Source organism: Corynebacterium glyciniphilum AJ 3170, assembly GCF_000626675.1.
GTDB lineage: Bacteria > Actinomycetota > Actinomycetes > Mycobacteriales > Mycobacteriaceae > Corynebacterium > Corynebacterium glyciniphilum.
Window position 1 is genome coordinate 2,601,027 of the sequence record NZ_CP006842.1, and the last position, 24,556, is coordinate 2,625,582.

Sequence of the window (24,556 nt, forward strand, 5' to 3'; positions counted from 1 at the left end):
TTCAGCAGGACTTCAAGGAGGCGATGCTGGCGAAACAGCAAGCCACCGCTCCATGACCACATTCCGGCCGCCCACTCTCGGCCGTCGACCGAGACGGAATCTCCTGGGAAGGTGCATAACGCAATCTCGTCTCCCTCACCACGACATGGCAGGCCCTCCCCGACTCTCGGTACCGGAGAGTCGGGGAAGCTGTTGGGCGTTGGAAGGGTGACCGTCAACCACTACCCCGCCCTACTCACTAGATAGTCGCCATTTTGCTTAGCAACTGGAAATGACGGCGGGACAAGGCCGTCCGACTCCGTCAGGTGTCGGAGCGGAACCCGACGGGAACCAATCTTGTATTTGAACTTGTATTTGAGTGCGGGAACTAGCGGGAATATCCGGGCGCTAGCGGGAACCAATGATGAGCGAAAAACACGTTCTAACAGCCAGGTTATTGACTACGACCTGCAGTAGAAGGCATCTACCAACTAGACCCGGTCGGTCGCGGGTTCGAATCCTGCCGGGGGCACAAAAACATCTGCCTGGTCGCCCGGAGGTCACCCGTCGACGGCACTTCGGCACGTTCCGCGCGCTGCCAGTAATTCGAGCTTGTGTGCCGCTTCCGAGCGAGGCTCCGCGGTGAGCACCAGCAGAGCATGGTGCTGGTCTTCGGTGAACAGGGACTGGCAGTCGACGTCGATCTCTCCCAGTTCGGGGTGGATCAGCGTCTTGTGATCCGCGAATCGTTGGTGCACCTCATGCTCCTCCCAAAGGGCCGCGAACTCCTCGCTCCGCCGCCTGAGTTCGTCGGCCAGTTCGCCGGCGCGGGAGCCCGCCCCCATCGCGCCGAGAGCTGCACGGAGCGACGCGACCTGAGCACGGCTCTGTCGCTCATGGTCGTGAGCCGGATAGCGGAGACGTTCGCTCGCCGGGTGGACGAACCAACGGTAGATCTCACTTCGTTCCAGGCCGATGAAGCGACTACGGTCCCCCAGGAGTTCCGTCGCTGGTCCATTCTGTACCAGAGTCTCTCCCAGGACAGAGATGACGAGCGCAGGCGTGTCCGACAATCGGTCGAGCACCCGCAGCAGCGCCGGCGGGACGTAGTCGTCACTGTCGTGGCGGTCCGGCGCATTGAGACCCGCGACCCGGAACAAGTAGTCACATTCGTCAGGGGTCAGCCGGAGCGCACGGGCCAGGGAACCGAGGATCTGGGCGCTCGGTCGTGCACTACGCCCCTGTTCAATCCTCGTGAAGTAATCCGTCGACATCCCCGCCAGCAGGGCGACCTCCTCCCGGCGCAGGCCGGCTGCGCGGCGTCGACGCCCAGTCGTGAGTCCGACGTCGGAGGGCTGCAACGCCGCACGGCGACGAGAGAGAAAGGCACCAAGTGCATCACGATCCATGACCACCAGTATCGGTGACCCCGCCACACTCAGCCAGGGACCGGCCGTCCCCCGATAAACAGACTCTGGAAGCCACCCCGCCGGGGCCTAATACTTGGACGCATGGACATCAAGGGCAACACCATCTTCATTCCGGGCGCGACGAGCGGCATCGGTCTGGCGCTAGCCGTGGAGCTGCAGGCGAAGGGCAACGAGATCATCGTCGGCGGACGCCGCACCGGGCGCCTCACGCAAATCAGCGACGACCATCCCGGCATCCACACCATCGAGATCGACACGACTGACCTTGAGAGTGTCCGGCAAGCAACGAACCGGGTCCTCACCGAATACCCGGAGGTCAATGTCCTCGTCGCCATGGCGGGGATCATGCAGGTCGAGGACTGGACCAGTCCGGACGATGCCCTCACGAGCGCGGAGAACACGGTCACAACCAATCTGCTCGGCCCGATACGGCTTATCGCCGGGTTTATCGGACACCTTCAGACCCGTCCGGACGCCACGATCATGACCGTCTCCTCGGGACTGGCATTCACCCCCCTGAAGGCCACCCCGAGTTACAACGCGACGAAGGCGGCGATCCACATGTTCAGTGAGACACTGCGCCTTCAGCTTGCCGGAACCTCGGTGAAGGTCATGGAACTGCAGCCTCCCTCGGTGGCTACCGACCTTCTTCCCGGGCAGCGTGAGAGTTCGTTCGCCATGCCGTTGGAGGAGTTCATCGAGGAAGTCATCTCCCTCATCGAGTCGCAGCCTGCGGCCACCGAGATCCAGGTCGAACGCGTGAAGTTCCTGCGTTACGCCGAGGCCCGCGGGAACTACAAGGAGACCGTCGCAGCGCTGAACTCCACCGACCCTCACGGGAACCGATGACAGTCGTGTGCATCGCCTACCCGTGCCTCCAGTCGTGATGCCTGACGGGTAGCGATCAAACACGTGACCGTCAAGACCTGACAGGACCGGGAGTGCCTAAACGCCTCACATGATCTGACGCGAAGACCAACACGACGCAGTGACGACAACCAGAATCATCCTGGTTCCGCTGGCAGACGGCCTCGATCGCGGGCTACGGGTCTGGCGGACGCGGGTTCGAATCTGCCGGGGCACTAACGAGGAGCGTCCCCCGTGTTCCGGGCTCCGTGCCCCGGCGATACACCCTTCGTCGGACGCACAGGCGCGAACGGCCTGAGCAGAAGCTCGGTGACCGTCCTGGCGTACCACCGCAGGGCGCGGTCGAACGGCCCCCACGCCAGCAGCCACGTCGCCAGTACCGCCAGAACCACACAGATGCCGAGAATCACGAGCGGGCCGTACACTTCAAGGCTGCCCGCAAGCACGGGCTCGAGAGCACGCACGACGAAGCCGTGGAGCACGTAGACCGAGAGGCTGTGTCGACCGACGGTGGCGAGCAACGATTCCCGGTTTCCGACCCATGCCAGCAGCGCCAGGGTCATGAGTGAAGCGCCGAGGTCGAGGATCAGGCGAATTCCCACCCCTTCCGGAACACTGACGTCGAAATGAACGAACTTGTGGTTGCCGTAGAACCAGTCATTGTCGAGCTTGATGACGTAGAAGTATCCGGTCACCGACACTGCTGCGACGGTGAGAATGATCCTCCGCCAGACGGTGAGTCCGCCCGCCCAGTCAAGTAGCCGCTGGCCGTAGAGCTTTCCGATCACGAAGAACGGCCAGAAAACCAATGTTCGAACGGCGGAGAGTTCATTGTCGAACGCTGGGAGGAGGGCGCCGAAGATGCCGGTCATCACCGAGGTGACGAGCGCTGCGCGGGGGAAACGTTCGATGAACGGCACAGTGACCATCCACCACGCCATCGCGAGAAGGAACCATGAGTACCAGAAAGGCGTGAGGAAAGCGAAGTCCGGGGAAAGATCGAAGACCCACAACCATCCCCACATGAGTGGCAGCACCGTGGCCAGCAACACGAGGAAGCTGAGGATACGTTCCGGGAGTCGGTTGGACTTCGCCGTGATGCCCGCCAGAAAGATGAAGGCGGGCATGTGGAACGAGTAGATGAGGTACATCGGGGCCCGCAGTACGTCAGAGTCCCAGGGCGCGGCCCTCGCCAGCAGGTGTCCCAGGACGACGGTGAAGATGAGGATCCCTTTGGCACGGTCGAGGCGGTGGTTACGGGTGGACACGCGGCCACGATAACGCGAGGAGACCGTCAGATGTCCACTTCCCGTCCTCCGTCGACGGCGGAGAAGGAGCCCGTTATGGTTCCTGCCTCCTCCGTTCACTGTCAAGGTAGCGCCGCCGCATCCACTGTGGTCGCCGGAACAGCCACGAAAAGCCACACGCCATGAGTACCTTGTGCAATCCCAGGCAGAGCACAGCAGCGATGCCCGCGAGGATCAGTGGTTGCAGCGGCAGGCCCGGATCAGCCGGTAGGACGAGGTCGAGGAGGAAGGCCACCGTCGCCAGCACCATGATGTGCATCAGGAACACGGGAAGTGTCCGTGCTCCGACCTTGCTGAACGGCACGGTGATACGCCAGGACTCCATGTAGGAGAACGCACTGACCACAGCGATGATCCCCACCAGGGCCAGAAACAGCCGTACCGGACCGTTGAGCCCGAAGTTGAAGTGGTCATGGGTGGCGTCGATCCATAACGCAACCACTGCGTAGACGGACACGGAACCGGCGATGATCCACAGTGAGCGGCGTTGTGCCAGCCGGTGGATCCATGGTGCTCCGTACATGCCCAGCAGGTAGAAAAAATAAGTTCGCAGAATGTCATTCCACGGCCAGTCGAATTCCGCCAAGGGGCTCAGCACACTGAGCGCCATGGCCGCCAGAAGCTGAATCACCGGTGGCACCCGCCGTGTCAGTTTCGACACGACGGCGAACAACGCCAGCGCGTACACGAACCACAGGTAGGATTCCGGTCCCAGTACCGACAGTCCGATGCGCTCAGCCATCGGCCCCCAGTTCTCCGGATCGAGGCCCTGTGGTGCGGGGATACCGTCACTGTTTCCCACGGAGGTGAGCGGCACCATCGACAACCAGATCTCGCGGATCGGCACCCACAGTACGAACAGCCACACCATGATCCAGACGCGGCGGTCGGCGAACGACCGCCAGCGCTCAGAGAGGGCTCTCGCCGCGAACAGGCCCGTCAACAGAAAGAACAGCGGCATGCGGAACGGCCCGAGCATCAGGCTCATCTTCTCCCAGATGCCGGTGTCATAGCCGTTGTTGTTCAAGGTGATGTTCGCGTGCCCGGCGACGACCAGCAGGATACAGAGACCTTTGGCCGCATCCACCCAACCGACGCGGCCGATGCGGCCACGGTGGCCGCTACGCGAGGACGGAGTGCCCGACGACACCGGGGTCACTTCGGGTGGCACTGAATCCGCTCACTCTCTGCATAGCCTGAAGACATCTTAGGTTGACGCTACTATGCCGGAACCTTCCCTCCGGGAAACGGGGTGGAAGCGGAGCCTCTTGTCCCCGGGGATGGTTGTCGTCGCTATCCGAACGTCAGCCCGAACACCGGCACTGCGAGGCCGAAAACGGTGAGGGTGATCAAGAAGATGGCGATCACATTCAGCCAGAACCCGCCCTTGAGCATGTCGCCGGCCTTCACATACCCCGAACCGTAGGCGATGGCGTTCGGAGGCGTCGCTACCGGCAGCATGAATGCGCAGGTCGCCGCCAATGCCGTGGGAATGACCAGGAACATGATGTTCATTTCATTGTCCGCTGTCAGACCGATACCAACCGCGACACCACCCATGATCGGCAAGAAAGTCGCGGCCGTTGCGGTATTGGAGGTGAACTCGGTCAGAATGAGCACAACACCGGCAATCGCGAACACCAGCAGTACCAGTGGCAGCGCATCCATCCCCTTGGCCATCTCACCGATCCAGAGTGACAGGCCGGAGGCTGACACCATTGAAGACAGGGCGAGACCGCCACCGAAGAGGATCAGGACGTCCCACGGAACCTCCTTGGTGTGCTCCCAGTCCATCACCCGCGTCCCACGCTTGTTGACCGGGACGATATACATCAGCACCGCGGCGGTCATGGCGATCGCAGCATCTGCGATCGTGATCGACCACCAGTCGACGTACTCAGCGAGCAGCGGGAACGAAATCCAGGCGACTGCCGTACAGACGAAAATGATGCCGGCGGTGACTTCAGCGCGGGTGATCTTCCCCATGTCGTCGATCTCTTTGCGGATCAGCTCCTTGCCACCCGGGATCTCGTCCATCTCAGGTTTGAAAACTGTGACGAGGACAAGCCAGGCGAGGACGGTGAAGACGATGGCCAACGGCAGGCCGACCATCATCCACTTACCGAATCCGATCTCGATGCCATGGCTGGACGACATGTACGCCGCCATAAGGGCGTTCGGTGGGGTTCCGATCAGGGTTCCGAGGGAACCGATGGAGGCGGAGTATGCGATCGCCAGCATCAGAGCAGTAGCGAACTTCTTCTGGTTCTGGTGTCCGCCGACCCGCTCTGCGGTCAGTGCCAGTACGGAGACTCCGATCGGCAGCATCACAACGGCGGTCGCGGTGTTCGACACCCACATCGACATGAAGCCGGTGGCGATCATGAACCCCAGGACCAGCTGTTTCGGCTTCGTTCCCACCCAGAGGACCACAAGCAGCGCCACGCGTCGATGAAGTCCCCACCGTTGGATACCGAGGGCGAGGATGAATCCGCCCATGAACAGGAAGATGGTGGGCTCTGCGTAGGCGACGGAGACGTCACCGAACCCTGCTACCTGGAGAACGGGGAAGGCTACCAACGGGATCATCGCCGTCGCTGCGAGAGGCAACGCGCCGGTCATCCACAACGCCCCCATGAGGACTGCCACAGCAGCAGTCACCCGGATCGTATCGATGTCGAAGGGACCATTGTCGTCGTCCGGATAGGCCTCATTGATCAGGTCCGCGCCGTTGGACGGGAAAAGGAAGTAGATGATGACGGCAAGGACCACGGCGATACCGAGGCTACGAAAACGCTTGATGTTGTTGGAGCGTTCTACATCTCCTTCCTGGCGCTCCTCGCCAGCCGGAGCGTTGTCCTCAGCTGGGGATTCGGTGACGGCGCCAGGGTCATCGGTCGCCGTGGAAGTATCAGGGTCGGACGGGTTTCCGCCCGCTCCGGCTTTGGCAGACATGGTGTGTGTCCTCTCGTGGATAGTAAACGTCAGTCACAAGGGTAGGACGATTACTATTCCGAGGCTAATGTTGTTCCGGACGGGGTTGTTTTCCGAAGGACATCTACCCCCATAAACCACGCCCGGCCCCGAAGATCCCGCAACTGACGTCACGAAGAGTCAGGTTTTAGGGATCTACCACCCCCATTTGCCCCATCGTGCCCGCGCCCGTTGCGACCGGTGCCGGCATGTTCCGGACCACTCCGTCTCACCGACGGCGCCCTACCGCCCGTGTAACCTGAAGAGGCACTTCACGCCGTCCACACCGAGGAGTCCCACCATCGTGTTCCGCCGTTCCCGCTACCCGTCCGCCCTCCCCACGCCCGGCCCGAACCGCGTCGCCGTCGTCACCGGTGCATCATCGGGAATCGGGCAGGCGATCGCGCTGGAACTCGGCCGCCGCGGACACAATCTACTGCTCGTCGCCCGCACGACTGGGCCAATGGAACAGATCCGCGAGGAGCTCGCCACCAGCCGTCCGGACATCAGCACCGAAATCCGCGCCTGCGACCTCGCCGACGCTTCGGCCCGCGCCACCCTGATCGATGAAATCACGACACGGGACGTGCACATCATCATCAACTCCGCCGGCGTTGCCACCTTCGGCGAGTTCCGCACACTCGACCCGTCCTACGAACGGCTCCAGTTCGAGCTCAATGCCACCGCAGTCTTCGAGCTCACCTCTGCGGTTCTTCCGGGCATGGTGGCCAGCGGGGACGCCGGGATCGTCAACGTGGGCTCGGTCGCCGGCAACGCCGCCATCCCGAACAACGCCACGTATGTCGGGACGAAGGCGATGGTGAACACTTTCACCGAAGCCCTCCACTACGAGCTGAAGAACACCGGCGTTCGCTGTACTCTCCTTGCACCGGGGCCGGTGCGTGAGGAAGTAAAAGACGATGCAGAGCGTACGATCGTCGACCGGGCCACCCCCGACTTCGTGTGGACCACCTACCCTGACTGCGCGAGGGAAACCCTCGATGCGCTCGCGGCAAACACGCTGCGCGTCGTCCCCGGCGGGCTGTCGAAGGTCGCGAACGTGATCTCCACCTATGTACCCCGCCGCCTCACCGCGCCCCTGTTCGGCGCAGCATACTCGCGCATGGCCGAAAACTAGAAGGAAACCGCATTGACACCGAACCAGATCGCCAAGAACGACCGGATCGTCTGGGCCGACTGCGAAATGACCGGGCTCGACCCGGACAAGCACGTCCTCGTCGAGATAGCCGTCGTCGTCACCGATGCCGACCTGACACCGCTGGACGACGGCATCGACATCGTGATCCACGCCTCCGAGGACGAGCTCGCCGGCATGGATGATTTCGTCACAAAGATGCACGCGGACTCCGGCCTCACCGAGCAGATCCGTGAGAGCCCGGTGAGCCTCGCCGACGCCGAAGCACAGGTCGTGGAGTATCTCAAGAAGTACGTACCGGTCGCCGGCGCCGCCCCTCTGGCGGGAAACTCCATCGCCAGTGACCGCAAGTTCATCTCCCGGTACATGCCCGACCTGGACACGTTCCTGCACTACCGCATGATCGATGTCTCTTCCATCAAGGAACTCGCACGTCGCTGGTACCCGCGCGCCTACAGCAATCAGCCGGACAAGGGGATGCAGCACCGCGCGCTGGCGGATATCCGCGAATCCATCCGTGAGCTGGACTACTACCGCCGAGCCCTCTTCGTCTCTGCCCCCGGCCCCACCAACGGTGAGGCGAAAGAGTTCGCCGACGCAGCCTCCGAAGCCAACCCGATCTGACGGTGAGCGGCCCGTTTGGTGTGGTCGCCGGGCGTGGTCTAGTATGAATCCCGCTGCAGCAACGACGCCGGGCCTGGTTGCCGTTATGCATGCATGGTGGCTGTAGTTCAGCTGGTAGAGCACCAGGTTGTGATCCTGGGTGTCGCGGGTTCGAGTCCCGTCAGCCACCCCAAAGCCTGAACCCGGGTCCACCTCCTCACGGACGGTGGACCCGGGTTCAGCTGCGTCCGATCGGCTACCCCTGATGAATCAGCTGGATCAGGTTGCCACACGTGTCATCCAGCACGGCGGTGGTGACACCACCCATCTCGACCGGCTTCTGGGTGAACCGGACACCGAGCTCAACGAGACGCTCGTACTCCACCTGAACATCATCGACGGAGAACTGCGTGTACGGCACTCCGTCCGAGAACAACGCGTGTTTGAACCGCCCTGCTGCCGGATGCCCGGACGGTTCGAGAAGCAGTTCAGTTCCGGTCGGATCTTTCGGGGAGACCACAGTGAGCCACCGGTCGTCAGGCCCGTCACCGAGTGGCACATCGTGCTTCTTCCGAAAGCCAAGGACGTCGATATAGAAAGCCTCCGCCTTACGTGTGTCATCGACGATCACACTGGTCAACGTGATGCGGATGGTGGACGGAGTCATGACTCTCCCCTCTTCCCAGGTGTGCAATGCGCGGAGAACTGTTGTTTAAGCGGTGTAGCTGAGAACCTCGAATGTCATTCCTGCCGCCGTCAGCCGGTCGATGAGGTTCTCCCCCATCGCCGTTGCGGTGGTGAGCTGTCCAGCGAGGTGCGGATTGTCGTCGAACGCCAGCGACAGCGCCGACTCCGCCAGCATCTTTGCAGTCTCAGTGTAGCCCGGGTCTCCCCCGCTCACACGGGTATGCACGGTCTTCCCCGCCGCGGCCCCTACGAATTCCACGGTGAACCAGGTCTTGTCCCGACGCTCCTGCGATGGCCCCTCACCGGCAGCGGTCCGTCGGGCGATCGCCCGACGGACCGGGGGAATCTGCACCGCCGCGATGCCCAGGACGAATCCGAGGAGTGAGGCAGGAACCGTGCGGAACTTCTTTGCTCCGGCATTGTGTGAGTAAGTGAAGTCCGGGCCGTATCGGTCGGCTGATGGCGCAGTGAGGGCCGACCGGGTGACGATCTGACCGTCGATCGTCGGCAACGGGATCAACCAGGTTCCTGTCACGCGGTCGCGCCGTGGGACGCCCAATGACAACCGCGCCCGACGGTCGGACGGCCGCGACTCGGACCGTCGTCGTTGCGATGCTGCCTGCCACATTGGTCGCAGGCGTGACAACTGCTTCAGTCCGGAGTGCAGAGTGCCACCGGAGAAAGACGCATTCGTCCGCACGACGCCACGGACGTCCATCGGTGCGTCTCCAGGGAGGTGCATAGCCGTGTACAGTGCACCGAGGTCATGGGGAATCGAGTCGAATCCGCACGCGTGGACGAGCCTGGCGCCGCTCTTCCGCGCTGTGGCATCGTGCTCCAGGAACATCCGGTCGACGAACTCCGGCTCCCCGGTCAGATCCACGTAATCGGTTCCCTCCTCAGCACATGCGGCAACGAGAGCAGCTCCGTACTCCAGGTACGGTCCCACCGTGGTGATGACAACCTTCGCTGAGCTCGCGACCTCGCTCAGAGACGCCAGATCTGTGGAATCGGCGTGCAGCAGCCCGATCTCGGCCAAGGCCGGGTTAATACCGGCCAGGCGGTCCCTCACCGCCTCGAGCTTGTCGCGGTTACGTCCAGCCAACGCCATCCTGCCCGATGCGGGCAGGTGTTCGGCCAGGTAGTCGGCGGTGAGCCCGCCGGCGAAACCGGTGGCACCGAAAAGTACGACATCAAACGGCCGTTCCGGACGTGTGGGGTGGTCGTGTGCCTCTGTCATCGCGCCTTCCAATCCATCGGAGATACCCGTAAATGTTTACAGCGCTCACAAGTGTAGGTGCGTCTGCCGGAGGCGTCAATGACATCTGAGCCACCGCATAGGCCACGTCCGCGCTGGACCGTGACCTGTGCGGTGGCTCAGATGTGCGGAGCCCGCTGCGGTCGGGAGAACCCGCGTACCGCTCAGCGCCGTGGGAACATCGCCCTCACGCCGTGTCGCTTCGCCGCGAACCACAGGGCCGCCAGCCCGTCTCCACCAATGGCGCGGCCGTCGGTGATCCGGTCCATCTGCATCTCGTACCAGGAAATCCCCACCAGCGACTCGGAGTGCTCGTCGAGCGACTCGATATGGGTGGTCAACCGCGGCAGACGCACACGCTCCCGGTCGCCGTGAACGATGATGTCATTGGCAAGCTCGGGGATGAGGACCATGGGCCGCGCCATTCCGATCAGATCGCCCAGCCCGTCTTCCAGACCCTTCTCAACATCGGAGGCGCACCGGAACCCTCCGGTGACCAGCACCGGAACGTCCACAGCCTCACGAACGCGGCGAGCCTGGTCACCGAAGAAGATCTCCCCCGTGTCCCCGGTGGCATCGACCTCGTCCCCGAGCATCAGGGGGGTGGCGTACGTGCCGCCGGAAACTTCGATGACATCGACGCCCAGCTCAGCGAGTTTCTGCGCAACCTGGAGCGACTCTTCCTCACCGAAGCCGCCGGGCACCCCGTCCGATGCGTTGATGCGTACAGAGACCGGGAAGTCGTCGCCGACCTTCTTACGCACCGCCCGATAGACCTCGACCAGTAGACGCATGCGTCCTTCGAGGTCACCGCCGTACTCGTCGGTGCGCAGGTTGTCCGCCGGAGAGAGGAACTGGTTGATGAGGTACCCGTGCCCCGCCTGGATCTGCACGCCGGTGAAACCAGTCTCCCGGGCAATCAACGCAGTGTAGGCGAAGCGCCACACGATCAGGTCGATGTCGGAGATCGTGAGTTCGCGCGGATCAGCGAAGTAACGGCCGATGCGTCCTGCCATCGGAACGGCGCTGGGCGCGACAGGGTACTTGTTCATGCTCCGCGGCGACTGCTTGCCGGGATGATTGAGCTGCATCCACAGGTGGGTGTCGTTCACTGTTCCGGCCGTCGCCCAGCTGCGGAGCATGTCGAGGTGACGGTCGTCGGTGACAACGACAGAACCCGGCTCGCCCCGGTGTTCAGAGTCCACCATGACTCCGCCGGTCACGACCAGACCGGACCCGCCATGAGCCCACCGGCGGTACAGGTCGAGGTGCTGGTTGGACGGCCCACCCGACGGGGTCGCCAGGCCCTCACTCGTCGAGGACTTCACGAGTCGGTTCTTCAATGTGGTGCCGCACGGCAGCTCCAGGGGTGCGGCAACCGGTGTAGGGGTCACGGTGACTCTCCAAAAGTTCAGGTATCCGGTAAATGTTCTCAGTGACGGACCGCCCAACGGCCCGTCACCCGCAGACTGTACCTACTGCTCCTTGCCTACATATCATGCCGCAGCGCACAGACTCAAGAAACGCCATATCACACTCTGTCGATGTCGAAGTACAGGTGTGCATGCAGCGAGCACCCCGGGTTGAACGACGCGCCGCACGCAGGACAGGCCGAACCGCTGTCGAGGTAAGCGTGCACCGTCATCCAGTGCCCGCACGCCCGACACAGGACGGCGTCCCCGGTGTCGAAAAGCTCACGGGGCCAGGGGACGATGCGGTGATCCTCTGCCTCATCGTGGCAGTGCAGGCACGGGTATGTCCGACCACAGCAATGGAACGTGATCGCGACAACGTCCCGTGGCGATCTCCAGTGCACGCATCCGACACCTCCGACAAGATTGTCGTTCATCTCAGGCTCCTCCGTCTCATCCGACGCCCCTGGGCGACCCAACGGGACGCGACCGGCCAGACGAGTTTTTCGAGTTCCACGATGACCAGCACGCTGAACCCGATCGCCGTGCAGATCAACCACTGCTGCCACGTCAACGGCACGAGGCCGATAAGTTCCGCAGCGGCCGGCCAGGCGGTCACACCCCATTGCATGACCAGTGCGGCCAGAGCGGAGACGAGTAGCAGCGGATTGCCGACGGGATTGATGGTGAACACGGAACGACGCAGCGCCCGGGCGCTGAACACCTGGAAGAAATTGAACATCACCATGGTGATCAACGCCAGGGTTCGGCACTCCTCGACGGACAGCCCCGCCTCATGCGCGAGCCGGTACACCACCAGTGTCCCGATGCCCATCCACATACCGGTGATGACGGTTCTCAGCCACATCCGGGTATCCAGCACCCCCTCCCGGCGCGACCGTGGTCTCTGTTCCAGTTCATCTCCCTCTCCCTTTTCAAAGGACAGGGCGATGTCCTGGATGCCGTTGGTGACAACGTTCATGAAGAGCAGCATGACCGGCAGGAAAATCAACGGCAGTTCCGTGAAAGTATTCACGATCACCGCCACCATCAGGGCTAACCCGTTGGATAGCAGGAAGAACGTGGCTTTGCGGATCGACGAGAAGGTCACCCTGCCGAGTCTGACGGCATCGACGATGGTGACGAAGTTGTCGTCGGTGAGCACCACGTCGGCGGAATCGCGCGCAACGTCGGTACCGGACCGCCCCATCGCCACGCCGATCGACGCCGACTTCAACGCCGGCGCGTCATTCACCCCGTCCCCGGTGACCGCCACAGTCTCCCCGTCAATCTTCAGGAGCCTGACGATACGCAGTTTGTCCTTCGGACTCATCCTCGCCGCGACAGCGGTCGTCTTCAGCCTCTCCTTCAGTTGAGCGTCGTCAAGACTGGACATCTCACGTCCGGTCAGGGGCTCACTACCGTTTCGAAGTCCCAGCCGGGATGCGATGGCCGATGCGGTGACGGGGTGGTCACCGGTGATCATCATGACCTGGATCCCGGCATCGCGGCACTGTGCCACCGATTCGCGTACACCCTCGCGCGGCGGGTCCATCATGCCTTGGAGGCCGGTGAACCGCAGCCCGGAGGGTGCCGTGAGAACACCGCCGACGGGTTTCTCGTCGAGGATCCCCGTCGCAGTGGCGATGACTCGGAGGCCGTCTTTGCCCATGTCCTCGTTGGCATCCAGAATGCTGTCGATATCCGAATCGTTGAGGTCGCAGAAGGAGGTGACCACCTCCGGGGCACCTTTCACATGCAGGACGAGCTGACCGTCCTCGCGCCGTAACGTCTGTGAGTAGGCCAGGTCGGGCTCGTAGGGCATGTCGGCGACGGGGACGGCACGTCGCTCCTCAGTGTCCACGACCCCTGCACGCAGCGCCGCCTCGGCCATCGCCACATCGACGGCGTCACCGATCAGCGTCCCGTCCTGTTCAGCGGCGTCGTTGGTCAGCGCACCGGTGCGCAGCGAGGCGTGTTCGTCGCCGTCCTGTCCGTGCGGCGTCCAGACGTTCTCCACCGTCATCCGGTTGACGGTCAGGGTACCGGTCTTGTCTGAGCCAATGACGGTGGTCGATCCCAACGTCTCGACGCTGGGCAACCTGCGGACCACCGCATTGCGTGCCGCCATGCGTGACACACCGACCCCCATCGCGACCGACAGCACGACAGGGAGCGCCTCAGGCATCGCCGAAACGATTAGCGCCACCGTCGTCCGGAACGCCTCACCCAGATCATTGCCGAGCACGACGTTCGTCCCGAACACCCCGAGTCCTGCGATGACGAGTACGATTCCGATGATCCGTTCCAGCCGGTCGGTGAGTACCTGCAGTGGTGTCTTCTCTGAGCCGGTCTGGACCAGTTCGGCGATCGACCCGAGTTCGGTGTCGTAGGCGGTAGCGACGACGAGGCCACTTGCGCGCCCGGAGACAACCAGGGTTCCTGAATACGCCATCGTGACACGGTCACCGACAGGAGAGTCGGCCTCCACCCCCACCGACCCATCGCCGTCTGGGACGGGGTCAACCGACTTCGTGGTCGGCAGCGCCTCGCCGGTCAACATCGACTCATCGATCCGCAGGCCACGAGACTCGGCCAGTCGCAGGTCAGCAGGGACCCTGTCGCCCGACTCCAGTCGCACGGTGTCCCCGGGTACAAGCGCAGCCGCCTCCACTCTGCTGACCAGACCGTCCCTGACCACCGTGGCCTCCGGCGTCGACAGTTTCGCCAACGCTGCGACGTCCTTCTCCGCCTTACGCGCCTGCCAGTAACCGATCGACGAGTTCAACACAACCACGACGAAGATCGCGGCCGACTCGAACCACTCCTGCTGGAACAACGTCACCATGCCGGCGATGAACAGGAAAACGACCATCGGCGAGGTGAGTTGTCGTCCCAGAACCAGGTACCAGGGATCGCCGGCGATCTGGTCGAGTTCATTCCGACCACACTGCTGCAGCCGCCCCTCCGCATCCTCAGTCCGTAGCCCCAGGTCGGCGTCATCGGAATTCACCCCCAACCGTGCACGGACGTCTGATACATCAAGAATGTGCCAGGGGCTGTCGGTCAGCTGCTCTCGCGTGGTCTCCGTCATGGGGAACCGTCTCCTGCCCGGGGTGTCTGCCGTTCACGTCGGTACACGCCCCAGGGTAGCTACGGGCCAGACGCAGCAATCTCCCGTCGACCCCGGTCAGGGGTGTTCAGGTGATGGCGTTTCCTTCCCGGCGTACACGTCCCGGTTGATCTCGTCTTCTGGGGCGGCGACAAGCATGGCCACGAAGGTGTCACCGTTGACGTTGAGGAAGGTCCGCAGGATTCCGGTGAACCAGTCCACCGCAATCAACAAGCCGACCGCCTCCACCGGCAGATCCAATGACGCCGCCAGGAACATGGCGACCACGGGAAAGCCGCCAGGTACAGTGATCGTCCCCATGTTCAGCATGATCGACAGCGCCACGCCGAGGACGATCTGCCCGAAAGTCAGCTCCACTCCTCCGGCCTGGGCGAGGAACAGGATGACGATCATGTAGTTGAGGACGGCGCCGTAGGACCCCATAGTCAGCCCGATGGACAGCGTGAAATTCGCGACCCTCGGGCTGACCCCGACCTTCTCCACCGTATTGCGCAGCACCGTCGGGAAGGTGACCGCCGAGCTCGTCGTCGTCACGGCGACGACGGTCTGCTCAACCAGTTTGCCCGGAAGTCTCCACACATTGAGTCGGGTGCGTACCCAGATGACGAGCACGAAGATCACCATGAGGATCAGCACGCCGATCAACGTAGCCACGAGATACTTGACCGCAGAGGTGATCACAGCGACCCCCTGTTCACCGGTCAGCGCCGCCAGCAGGCAAAACACACCCACTGGGGCGATGTACATCACGTACTGGATCATGGTGAGCACCACGGCCTGGATGCCCTCGAAAAGTCCGATTAGTGTGCGGTTGCCGGTCTGCGCCATATAGCGGTTCAGAGCGATTCCGAAGATCAGGGAGAACACGATGATCGGCAACATGTCTGCGCTCGCCATCGCCTCGACGACATTGGTGGACACGAACCCCAGCAGGGTGTCCTGCCAGCTCCCTGCCTGCTGCGCCCCCTCCTCCAGCGACGGATCCAACTCACCGGTGAAAACCATGCCATCACCAGGACGAATCACACTCGCCAGGCCCCACGCAAGGATGGCGGCGAGGAAAGAGAACACGAGCATCCAACCGAACGTCCGTGCTGCCATCCGCCCGGTGCCTTTACCGGTCATCGAGCCGGTAGCGACGATCACCGAGGCCATAACCAGCGGCACAATCGACATCTGGATCAACCGGATGAACATGTCTCCGATGAACTGCAGGTTCGCCGCCCACTCTCCGACGATCAGCCCGAAGATCATGCCGGCGACCGCCCCCACCCCGATCATCAGAGCAGGACTGCGCAGTAGTTTACGTGTTCTCAATGACATGACCGAGACACTATTCAGCCCATGTTTCACCGTGATGCCAGCACGGTTAACGTTCACTAGGCTAAGAACATGAGTACCGCACAGACACTGCTGGGAGTTCTGGAGGTTATTCTGCTGTTCGGCGGGATACCCATGGGCGTGTCGGCTCTCGTGCTGGTGTTTATGCACCTGTCCGAGCGGGACAACGCAGACGAACTCCGGACGGACAGTAGATCCCTCGGCAACCTCGGCGCCGCAGTGTGCGGTATCGCGGTCGGAGTCTCCCTGTGGCTGCTCTGGTTCAGTTGGGGTGATCCCGCCGGCTATGCATCCTGGGCGATCGTCGGAGCTGTCGTCACGGCCCTCACTGCCGTTATCGGGATCAGCGCCGTGACCCGGTGGCGGCAGACAGGCCCGTTTGTCGTGTCGCTCGGAGGCTTGTTCGGGTTTTCCTCGGCTTTCGCTGTCGATGCCAGCTTCTACGACATCACGGGCTTGTGGGGTGTGGGCTATCTGATGATCATCTTCATCGCCGGATTCATCCTGGCTGCCATTGCCACCGGCGTCGTACTCGCCAGAGGCCGCGGCACCCGAGGCTACCGGGACACAGGTGGATCAGGGAGCGTGGGATCATGACTACCGTAGAGAAACTCGTCGCCATCGGGCGCGCGATGCTGTCGTTCGGCGGTCCCGTACTGGTGGCCTGCGCACTCTTACTTTTCACCGTCCACCTCATCGAAAAGCAGAAGTCATGTCCCTCACCTGACCCGAAGGCACGCATGGGCAATACGCGTGCGGGGATCACCGCCAGTGTTGTCGGTGTCCTGCTCTGGCTTATCTGGTTCAGCTGGGGTCCGCCTATGAACCTCGAGGTCGTTATGGCCGCCGGTGCCGTTGTCTCGGCGTTCGGTGCCTTGGTGTGGCTGAGCATCCGAACCAGGTGGAGGTGGACGGGGCCGTTCACCGTGGCGCTGGGCGGGTTGTTCGGTTTCACGACTGCTTTCGCAGTGACCGCTGGATACACCGACATCACCGGCCTGTGGGCGGTGGGTTACCTCATGACGACGATCGGCGGGGTCGTTGTCCTGTCGCTCATCGCCGCGGGAATCATGGCGGTCAGGTCGGACGACGGGACTGTCTGACGAGGAGTTCCGTCGACGAAGGGATTTCATGTCCGGACCGTGCTCTAGGGTGGACCACATGCCCAGTGAAAACCCCTTCGACGACCGACTCCGCGTCCGCGCGACCGAGATTCTGCGTGAACTGACGGGGCACCCGGAGGCTTCCTTCCGCGACGGTCAGTTCGACGCCATCGCCGCACTCGTCAATGACGACAAGCGGGTACTCGTCGTCCAGCGGACCGGGTGGGGAAAATCAGCCGTCTACTTCGTCGCTGCCCGTCTCATACGGGAGGGGTACGGTGCCGAACGCGGGCCGACGTTGATCATCTCTCCCCTGCTGGCCCTGATGCGTGACCAGGTCGCCGCTGCCGAGCGTGCCGGAGTTCACGCCGCGACGATCAACTCATCGAATGCGACGGAGTGGGATTCGGTTCTCGACAGCCTCACGGGAGGCGACCTGGATGTGCTGTTGATCTCCCCGGAGCGGCTGACGAACCCGAAGTTCCGTACCAATGTCCTCGACGTCCTCCTCGACCCGTCCCGCGCGGGCGTGGGGATGATCGTCGTCGATGAAGCGCACTGTATCTCAGACTGGGGGCACGACTTCCGGCCCGACTACCGGCGGATCGGCGCACTCCTCGACGGCCTCCCCGCGGATCTTCCGGTGTTGGCGACGACGGCGACGGCGAATACCCGCGTGGTCACCGATGTCGCCGCACAGCTTGGTGACAACACCATGGTCGTCCGGGGTGCGCTCTCCCGGGACTCGCTCCGCCTGGGTGTGGCGCCGACTGCCTCGGCCGAGCACCGCATCGGGTGGCTCACCCAGCATCTCGGTGACTTCCAGGGCTCCGGCATCGTCTACGCCCTCACCGTGTCCGCTGCTGAGGACACCACGCGTGCATTGTCCGAGGCAGGCTGGAACGTGGCGTCCTACACCGGACGCACCGACGCCGAGGACAGGGCGCGCCTGGAGCAGTCACTGAAGGATAATGACATCAAAGCGTTGGTCGCCACCAGCGCCCTGGGTATGGGGTTCGACAAACCCGACCTCGGCTTTGTGGTCCATCTCGGGGCGCCGAGTTCCGCAGTGGCGTACTACCAGCAGGTGGGACGTGCCGGACGTGCTACGGACAATGCGGACGTCCTGCTCCTCCCCGGCACCGAGGACGCGAATATCTGGGAGTACTTCGCCACGGCCTCGATGCCGGACGAGGACGAGGCACAGGCGGTGCTGTCCGCATTGTCTGAGGCCGATGCACCCCTGTCGGTACCGGCACTGGAGCCCTTGGTCGGTGTGAAGCGTTCCCGACTGGAGTTGTTGCTGAAGACCCTCCAGGTCGACGGTGCGGTCGACCGCGTGCAGGGCGGATTCATCTCCACGGGCGTCCCCTGGTCCTATGACGCGGAGAGGTATGCGGCCGTCGCCGAGGCCCGCCGCAGGGAGGCCGACGCCATGCTGGAGTACGAGGCGGGTCACCGGTGCCGCATGCGGTTCCTGGCAGAGACCCTCGACGATCCGCATGCGCACGACTGTGGCCGGTGCGATGTCTGTGCTGGCCAGTGGTGGGAGTCCGGTGTCGACGACAGCAGCACCTCCGGGGCTCGCCGGATCCTGTCCGGAATCGGCGTCCCCGTCGAACCACGCGGGCAATGGCCGTCCGGCATGGCCACGATCGGTGTCCCGTTGAAAGGGAAGATACCGGTGGACGAACGCGTGTCCGCAGGACGCGCCGTCGCCCGGTTCACCGACCTCGGCCCCGGTCAGGTGCTGAGGAGCTTCCTGGCGGACGGTGCCCAGGATGCTCCCGTGCCGAAGAATATCGCCGACTGGTGCATCACCGTGCTCAAGGAATGGGAGTGGGAGGAGCGCCCGACGGTGGTTGTCGGCATGCCGAATACGACACGTCCGGTGACCTGTGCCGACCTGTCCCGCGGCCTGGCACAGATCGGAAGAATGACGGACGCCGGCCCACTCTCCTACACCCGGGATCCGGGTTCCCCGGACGTAAACAGCGCCTACCGCGTGCAGAATCTTCACGGCGCATTCAATGTAGATCCGGCGACAGCTGAGGCCGTCGACGGGCAGGTCGTGTTACTGGTGGATACCGAGATCGGTTCCCGCTGGGCGATGACACTCGCCGGCCGGGAACTGCGCAAGGCCGGTGCCCGTGCCGTCCTTCCCTTCGCCTTGGCACTGCGGGGCTGAGCCTGGAGAACGCGCGTAGGCTGGTCCGCGGAAAAACCAGGGTGGCGCCACCTCCTGCCCCTCACCGTAAGAAAGGCCAGCCGATGCACGGAGAATACAAAGTCCCCGGTGGAAAACTGATCGTCGTCGATCTCGAAGTTACCGGGGCCGACGGCACGTCAGCGGGCACGCTGTCCGGTGTCCGCATCGCCGGTGACTTCTTCCTGGAGCCCGATGAGACGCTCGGTCGGATGACCCGTTCACTGGAAGGTGCGCCCGCTGATCTCAGCGCCGCTGACGTCTCCGCCAGGATCTCCCAGGCACTTAATCCTGATGACGTCCTGTTCGGCATCACCCCGGAGGGAGTAGGTGTCGCAGTCCGTCGGGCGCTTGGCCACGCAGTGGGCTGGGACGACCTCGATCTTGAGGTGATCCACGGTCCGAGCGTCGACCCGATGGTCAACGTCGCCCTCGATGAAACACTCACCGAGGACGTCGCCGCTGGTCGGCGGAAGCCGTTCATGCGGTTGTGGGAGTGGAATGCACCTCAGGTGGTGATCGGATCGTTCCAGTCATACTCCAATGAGATCAACCAGGACGGGGCCGACCGCCACGGAATCACCGTCTCCCGCCGGGTCACCGGGGGTGGTGCCATGTTCATGGAGCCGGGCAACTGCGTGACCTATTCACTGGTTGTCCCGCAATCCCTGGTGGACGGGTTGAGCTTCGCACAGTCCTACCCGTTCCTGGACGAATGGGCGATGGAGGCATTGGAGAAGGTCGGGATCCGGGCACGCTACGTACCTCTGAACGACATCGCCTCGGAACAGGGAAAGATCGGCGGAGCTGCGCAGAAGCGGTTCAGCAACGGATGGATGGTCCACCATGTCACCATGTCCTACGACATCGACGCCGAGAAGATGATGGAAGTTCTGCGTATCGGCAAGGAGAAGATGCGGGACAAGGGTCAGCGCTCCGCGGTGAAGCGTGTCGACCCGATGAGGTCTCAGACACAGATGCCCCGTTCGGAGATCCTGGAAGTGTTCTTCGATCACTTCCGGGACAAGTACGCCGCCTCCGAGGGGACGATCACCGAGGACGATCTCACCGCCGCACGGGCGAGGTGCGACGAGAAGTTCTCCACCGAAGAGTGGACACATCGACTGCCGTGACGGGGTGACGAGCCGCCGCCGGCGCGTCGCCTGCACCGACGCCAGGCACCGCGCCCATGAAAACGGCGGGGGACGGTTTCCATGACCGGAAACCGTCCCCCGCCTTCATTGTGCCGAGCCCCTCGACACGGACGCGCCTCAGCTACCGGGCGCTGACCTGGCCGAACCGTGAGGCGATCGGCGCGAGCACCAGCGGGCGCGTCGCGAAGAGCACTCCCACGGTCACGATCACCGCACCGAGCATCCAGAAGAACCCGCCCCAGCCTTCGGCAGGGGTGCCGGCGAACATGTGGTTCAGGTTCTTCGTCATACCGGTTGCGAACACGAGGAACACGTGGACGACGATGAACATCACGAAGAACAGCATCGTCGGGAAGTGGATCTTACGTGCCACCGGTGCCGGGTAGATCTTGTTCAACTTCGTGGCGTTCTTCGGCCACCACTCGCTCATCCGCAGACCGGAGATGATCGCCAGCGGTGCGGCGATGAAGACGATGACGAAGTACATGATCTGCTGCAGGCTGTTGTAGTTGACCCAGCCGTTCTCTTCCGGCCACTGCAGCGAGGCGTACTGCAGCATGTTGGTGAGCATATTGGGGAAGACTTCCCAGCTGGTGGGCACGATGCGGGCCCAGTGGCCGGAGATGAACAGCAGGACGATGAAGATCACGCCGTTGAGGATCCACAGCAGGTCCAGTGAGGTGTGCAGCCACAGGTGGATGCTGATCTTCTTGCCGCCCTTCTTCGGCTGCCAGACCGCCGGGGGCTTCTGCTGCTGGCGAACCCGCAGACCGGACTGGATGATCATCGCCATGAAGAAGAAGTTCAAGAAGTGGGTCCAGCGGGCCCAGGCCGGGAATCCGTCCTCGACGAAGTCCGGAAGGTGGTATTCGCCGGGGTAGGTGGCCATGAAGTTCTGTACACCGGAGAGGTCGTAGATCCACCGGGCGACGAAGATGACCACGGCAACTGCGACGGCGGCGATGACCAGTCCGATGCCGGCGAGCTTGCCCCACTGTCCCAGGGACTTCTCGCCGATCATGATCGGCTCGCGCTTCTTCTTCGGCTTCTCCTTGGACGCCGAGCTTCCCGTCTTCGGGGCCGCCGTGGTAGCGGCAGCTGCCGGAGCGCCCGGAGCCGACGGGGCAGCCGCACCCGGCGAAGCGGGAGCGCCCGGAGCACCCGGAGCCGAGGGAGCACCGGGGGCTGACACCGCGCCCGGAGCGCCCGGCGCCGCCGGCGCAGAGGGTGCACCCGGAGCACCAGGGGCCGACGGGGCGCCGGGGGCTGCCGGAGCCGAAGGTGCAGAGGGAGCGCCCGGCGCCGCAGGAGCGCCCGGCGCCGCGGGAGCTGCCGGCGCCGCAGGAGCGGCAGGTGCACCAGGTGCAGAGGGAGCGCCCGGGGCACTAGGCGCACCAGGGGCAGCCGGAGCGCTCGGGGCCGACGGGGCCGACGGGGCCGACGGGGCCGACGGGGCCGACGGGGCCGACGGGGCCGACGGGGCCGACGGGGCAGCAGAGGCCGCCGGGGCCGCCGGGGCAGAAGGCGCGGAGAGTTTCATAGGAGTACCCGGAGCAGCAGGCTCGGACGCCGGTTCCGAAGAATTCTCCTTCGCCGCAACCGCGTTGTCAGCAGGTGCCGCCGGAGTCTCCGGAGTCTCCGTCGCAGTCGAGTCAGCGGCCGACTCCGGTTCAGCGGGAGTGGCAGGGGCGGCAGGCGTCGCCGGAGCCGACGGCGCGGCAGGCGCACCCGGTGCCTGGGCGACAGGCGGCTCCAGCTTCATCGGCTGGGCCTGTTTGTCGTCGTTGGACATTGTGTAGTCTCCTACTGCTTTCGCTCGTCAATAGCGCTGGTGAGTTGTGGAACAGATGCGGGCAGGCCATCCCTGCCGCCACCGTCGTCCGTCACGAGGATCATAGCGTCCGGCGCTTCCGCGACCACCACAACAACCGGTGTGCCCGGGTGCTTCGGGCCGACGGATCGTCCGGGAATCATTGCCTCGACCGAGTCGCGGCCAAGGTTGAGGTGAGGGTCCATGCAGAACCTGCCGCCCCTACAGACATGACGTCGCACGAACGTACGGCGCGCCCGTGGGGACAACGACACCGGGGAAACATGCCCGGCACCGACGGCGGATTTCATGTGACCTGAACCTCTTCTGAAACGATAACTACCTCACAAGACAGGATAGCGGACATGTGCCCCATGTCACGAATAAACCGGGAATTCACTCGCCTGAACTTGTCCCTCATCCCTCCCGGTTCCCTCGGCCATCGGAAATTATAGGTAGCCTGTCCTTACTACATCACCACATACGAAGGAGTGTGCCTGAGATGCCGGGCCATCACGAACACCCGTATTCATTCGACCACCTCATCCACATTGTCGACGACCTCGAGGCCGCCATGACGTCCTACGACAACCTCGGCCTCCCCACCCATGCCGCATTGTCGATGCCAGGATTCCGCAACGCTGCGTGGGGGATCGACGATGCGCGCTACATCGAACTCGCCGTGATCGACGACTGGGACGCAGCATCGGGTTCGATATACGGCGAAACCCTCTCGGTAATGCGCCCGACCATCGAAGCTTCGACGACGCCGGGACTGGCCAGCTTCGCTGTCCATGTCCCCGACGCCCCTGCAACGGCTGCGTTATTTCGTGATGCCGGCTACCAGGTCACGGTCTGCGACATTCGGTTCGATGACCAGGTCGACGGACAGGACGCCGGTTTCACCGAGGTCTTCGTCACTGATGCACCGGCCTGGTTCCCCTTCTTCATCAGTTACAGCCCTCCGCGAGAGGTGATCGCTCAGTTGCGCACCGACCATCGGGTCACACAAGGGGGCGACAGTGAGCCTCCCAGCGAGCGCGGACCGGACCTGGTGTCACTCCTGGCCTACAGCCACACACCGTCGCATGATGCCCGAGTTCTCTCCGAACTTCTCAGGTGCGAGCTCCGGGGCACCACAGTGGCGTTGCCGGGCGCACAGGTCCACTTCGAACACTCGCCGTCGCCTGACACCACCCCGGGGCTCTACGGATTCAGCGTGCGGCGCGCAGGGCTCACGGAATCCCCTGCCTTCGTCGCAGGTGCCATGGCGACCTCCGCCATCACTCAGGAGTAATCATCCTCCGAGTTCGCCTTGAAAGCGATCAACGACGTCCCCGGCACGCTGGCTGCGTTCCGGGTCTTTCGCGGCGGTCGCCACGATCAGCGCCTCCAACACGGCAACGGTCGGAACGTAGCTGGGACTGAAGTCAGGGTTGCCCCGTCCGATAGCCAATGCCACCGCACTGCGCGGATCTGAGGTCAGCACCCCCTCGGTCAACTGGACAACGGGAACGCCGAGCTCCGTAGCACGGATGAAAAGCACGTCCGCCTCCATGGATGTACCGTCATAAGCCAACAAAAGGATAACGTCATCGTCGCGGAGAATCGCGATGTCATCGGCAAACCCCAGTCCGGTTGTACCGATCGCCACGGCGATCAGTCCTGTACGGACACTTCGCGCTGCGGCATACTCGGCGATGTGACGTGACGGACCGAAACCGACCAGAACGATCCGGTTCGCCTGCGCCATGAGTTCCACCACGTTGAGCAGGTCGTCCTCATTCACCCTCTCCACAAGTGACTCAGCCCCACCGACGTGCTCACGAATAGTGCGGGACACTGCGCCGTCCCGCAAGGAAGCGCCCATTCGACCGCCGCGCGACAAGTCGTCGGCGAGTCTCTCCCTGAGATCATCGAGCCCTTCGAAGCCCAGTTTCCGAACGGTACGCACCACTGTCGCATCGCTGACACCAACAGCTTCTGCGAGACGGAGTGCTGAATGATGCCCCACGCTGTGAGGATTCTTCGCCATGAAATCCGCCACCCGGGTCTCCGCGGGAGTAAGGCTCCTGCGGCGCGCCTCGATTCTCTCCACCAACTCCATGTCGTGAACACTACTAGGGCCTCGTCAGGA

At 63.4% G+C, this 24,556-nt stretch carries 22 protein-coding genes and 1 tRNA gene; 10 read left to right on the forward strand and 13 right to left on the reverse strand.

Annotated features, from left to right (window positions below):
- Positions 1-539 precede the first annotated feature (539 nt).
- Entirely contained in the window at positions 540-1,388 is an 849-nt protein-coding gene (locus tag CGLY_RS12145; protein WP_038549769.1) for a helix-turn-helix transcriptional regulator, read from the reverse strand.
- 102 nt (positions 1,389-1,490) lie between these two features.
- Here CGLY_RS12145 and CGLY_RS12150 point away from each other — a divergent pair, with 102 nt between their 5' ends.
- The gene (locus CGLY_RS12150; RefSeq protein ID WP_038549772.1) at positions 1,491-2,258 is read left to right on the forward strand and encodes an SDR family oxidoreductase; all 768 of its coding nucleotides are present in this window, start codon (positions 1,491-1,493) and stop codon (positions 2,256-2,258) included.
- A gap of 233 nt (positions 2,259-2,491) precedes the next feature.
- Here CGLY_RS12150 and CGLY_RS12155 read toward each other — a convergent pair whose 3' ends face one another.
- The 3 genes from CGLY_RS12155 to CGLY_RS12165 form a co-directional block, all read right to left on the reverse strand.
- Positions 2,492-3,544: an acyltransferase family protein gene (locus CGLY_RS12155; RefSeq protein ID WP_052540147.1), complete on the reverse strand. Its 1,053-nt coding sequence runs from the start codon at positions 3,542-3,544 to the stop codon at positions 2,492-2,494.
- Positions 3,545-3,617: 73 nt separating this feature from the next.
- The gene (locus CGLY_RS12160) at positions 3,618-4,754 is read right to left on the reverse strand and encodes an acyltransferase family protein (protein WP_081803910.1); all 1,137 of its coding nucleotides are present in this window, start codon (positions 4,752-4,754) and stop codon (positions 3,618-3,620) included.
- A 122-nt stretch (positions 4,755-4,876) separates the two neighbouring features.
- On the reverse strand, positions 4,877-6,538 hold the full coding sequence (locus tag CGLY_RS12165; RefSeq protein WP_038549775.1) for an SLC13 family permease: 1,662 nt from the start codon (positions 6,536-6,538) through the stop codon (positions 4,877-4,879).
- A 322-nt stretch (positions 6,539-6,860) separates the two neighbouring features.
- Here CGLY_RS12165 and cmrA point away from each other — a divergent pair, with 322 nt between their 5' ends.
- The 3 genes from cmrA to CGLY_RS12180 all read left to right on the forward strand — a co-directional run bounded on the left by cmrA (position 6,861) and on the right by CGLY_RS12180 (position 8,508).
- The gene (gene cmrA / locus CGLY_RS12170; protein WP_038549777.1) at positions 6,861-7,694 is read left to right on the forward strand and encodes a mycolate reductase; all 834 of its coding nucleotides are present in this window, start codon (positions 6,861-6,863) and stop codon (positions 7,692-7,694) included.
- A gap of 66 nt (positions 7,695-7,760) precedes the next feature.
- On the forward strand, positions 7,761-8,336 hold the full coding sequence (gene orn, locus CGLY_RS12175) for an oligoribonuclease (RefSeq protein ID WP_052540919.1): 576 nt from the start codon (positions 7,761-7,763) through the stop codon (positions 8,334-8,336).
- Positions 8,337-8,432: 96 nt separating this feature from the next.
- Positions 8,433-8,508 (forward strand) — tRNA-His (locus CGLY_RS12180).
- A 63-nt stretch (positions 8,509-8,571) separates the two neighbouring features.
- Here CGLY_RS12180 and CGLY_RS12185 read toward each other — a convergent pair.
- From CGLY_RS12185 to CGLY_RS12210, 6 genes are all read right to left on the reverse strand, one after another.
- Positions 8,572-8,967, reverse strand: coding sequence for a VOC family protein (locus CGLY_RS12185; RefSeq protein ID WP_038552890.1), 396 nt, complete (start codon positions 8,965-8,967; stop codon positions 8,572-8,574).
- Between the two features lie 60 nt (positions 8,968-9,027).
- Complete coding sequence (locus CGLY_RS12190; RefSeq protein WP_038549782.1) at positions 9,028-10,242, reverse strand: saccharopine dehydrogenase family protein; 1,215 nt, start codon at positions 10,240-10,242, stop codon at positions 9,028-9,030.
- Positions 10,243-10,424: 182 nt separating this feature from the next.
- Positions 10,425-11,654 (reverse strand): NADH:flavin oxidoreductase/NADH oxidase family protein, encoded by a 1,230-nt coding sequence (locus tag CGLY_RS12195; RefSeq protein WP_227590267.1) that lies wholly within the window; start codon positions 11,652-11,654, stop codon positions 10,425-10,427.
- A gap of 137 nt (positions 11,655-11,791) precedes the next feature.
- Complete coding sequence (locus CGLY_RS12200; RefSeq protein ID WP_038549784.1) at positions 11,792-12,109, reverse strand: CHY zinc finger protein; 318 nt, start codon at positions 12,107-12,109, stop codon at positions 11,792-11,794.
- Complete coding sequence (locus tag CGLY_RS12205; RefSeq protein WP_052540149.1) at positions 12,106-14,766, reverse strand: cation-translocating P-type ATPase; 2,661 nt, start codon at positions 14,764-14,766, stop codon at positions 12,106-12,108. Before CGLY_RS12205 ends, CGLY_RS12200 begins: the two co-directional genes overlap by 4 nt.
- Before the next feature lie 96 nt (positions 14,767-14,862).
- Positions 14,863-16,128 (reverse strand): dicarboxylate/amino acid:cation symporter, encoded by a 1,266-nt coding sequence (locus tag CGLY_RS12210; RefSeq protein WP_038549786.1) that lies wholly within the window; start codon positions 16,126-16,128, stop codon positions 14,863-14,865.
- A gap of 69 nt (positions 16,129-16,197) precedes the next feature.
- Between CGLY_RS12210 and CGLY_RS12215 the strand changes: the two genes are divergently transcribed.
- The 4 genes from CGLY_RS12215 to CGLY_RS12230 all read left to right on the forward strand — a co-directional run bounded on the left by CGLY_RS12215 (position 16,198) and on the right by CGLY_RS12230 (position 20,588).
- The gene (locus CGLY_RS12215) at positions 16,198-16,743 is read left to right on the forward strand and encodes a hypothetical protein (protein ID WP_038549788.1); all 546 of its coding nucleotides are present in this window, start codon (positions 16,198-16,200) and stop codon (positions 16,741-16,743) included.
- Entirely contained in the window at positions 16,740-17,249 is a 510-nt protein-coding gene (locus CGLY_RS16835) for a hypothetical protein (RefSeq protein ID WP_052540150.1), read from the forward strand. Before CGLY_RS12215 ends, CGLY_RS16835 begins: the two co-directional genes overlap by 4 nt.
- 58 nt (positions 17,250-17,307) lie before the next feature.
- Complete coding sequence (locus tag CGLY_RS12225; RefSeq protein ID WP_038549790.1) at positions 17,308-19,437, forward strand: RecQ family ATP-dependent DNA helicase; 2,130 nt, start codon at positions 17,308-17,310, stop codon at positions 19,435-19,437.
- Positions 19,438-19,520: 83 nt separating this feature from the next.
- Positions 19,521-20,588 carry a lipoate--protein ligase family protein gene (locus CGLY_RS12230; protein WP_038549792.1) on the forward strand — a complete coding sequence of 356 codons (1,068 nt, stop codon included), beginning with the start codon at positions 19,521-19,523 and terminating at the stop codon, positions 20,586-20,588.
- Between the two features lie 142 nt (positions 20,589-20,730).
- Here CGLY_RS12230 and CGLY_RS17810 read toward each other — a convergent pair whose 3' ends face one another.
- A complete protein-coding gene (locus tag CGLY_RS17810) occupies positions 20,731-21,630 on the reverse strand; it encodes a cytochrome b/b6 domain-containing protein (RefSeq protein ID WP_038549794.1) in 900 nt (299 codons plus the stop codon).
- Here CGLY_RS17810 and CGLY_RS17815 point away from each other — a divergent pair.
- The gene (locus tag CGLY_RS17815) at positions 21,629-22,408 is read left to right on the forward strand and encodes a hypothetical protein (protein WP_052540152.1); all 780 of its coding nucleotides are present in this window, start codon (positions 21,629-21,631) and stop codon (positions 22,406-22,408) included. The two genes, CGLY_RS17810 and CGLY_RS17815, sit on opposite strands and share 2 nt — an antisense overlap.
- 4 nt (positions 22,409-22,412) lie before the next feature.
- Here CGLY_RS17815 and CGLY_RS12245 read toward each other — a convergent pair whose 3' ends face one another.
- Positions 22,413-22,625 (reverse strand): hypothetical protein, encoded by a 213-nt coding sequence (locus CGLY_RS12245; protein ID WP_038549796.1) that lies wholly within the window; start codon positions 22,623-22,625, stop codon positions 22,413-22,415.
- Positions 22,626-22,921: 296 nt separating this feature from the next.
- Between CGLY_RS12245 and CGLY_RS12250 the strand changes: the two genes are divergently transcribed.
- On the forward strand, positions 22,922-23,716 hold the full coding sequence (locus tag CGLY_RS12250) for a VOC family protein (protein ID WP_052540153.1): 795 nt from the start codon (positions 22,922-22,924) through the stop codon (positions 23,714-23,716).
- Here the strand turns inward: CGLY_RS12250 and CGLY_RS12255 are convergent, their stop codons facing one another.
- Complete coding sequence (locus CGLY_RS12255; RefSeq protein WP_038549798.1) at positions 23,717-24,526, reverse strand: MurR/RpiR family transcriptional regulator; 810 nt, start codon at positions 24,524-24,526, stop codon at positions 23,717-23,719.
- Positions 24,527-24,556 lie beyond the last annotated feature (30 nt).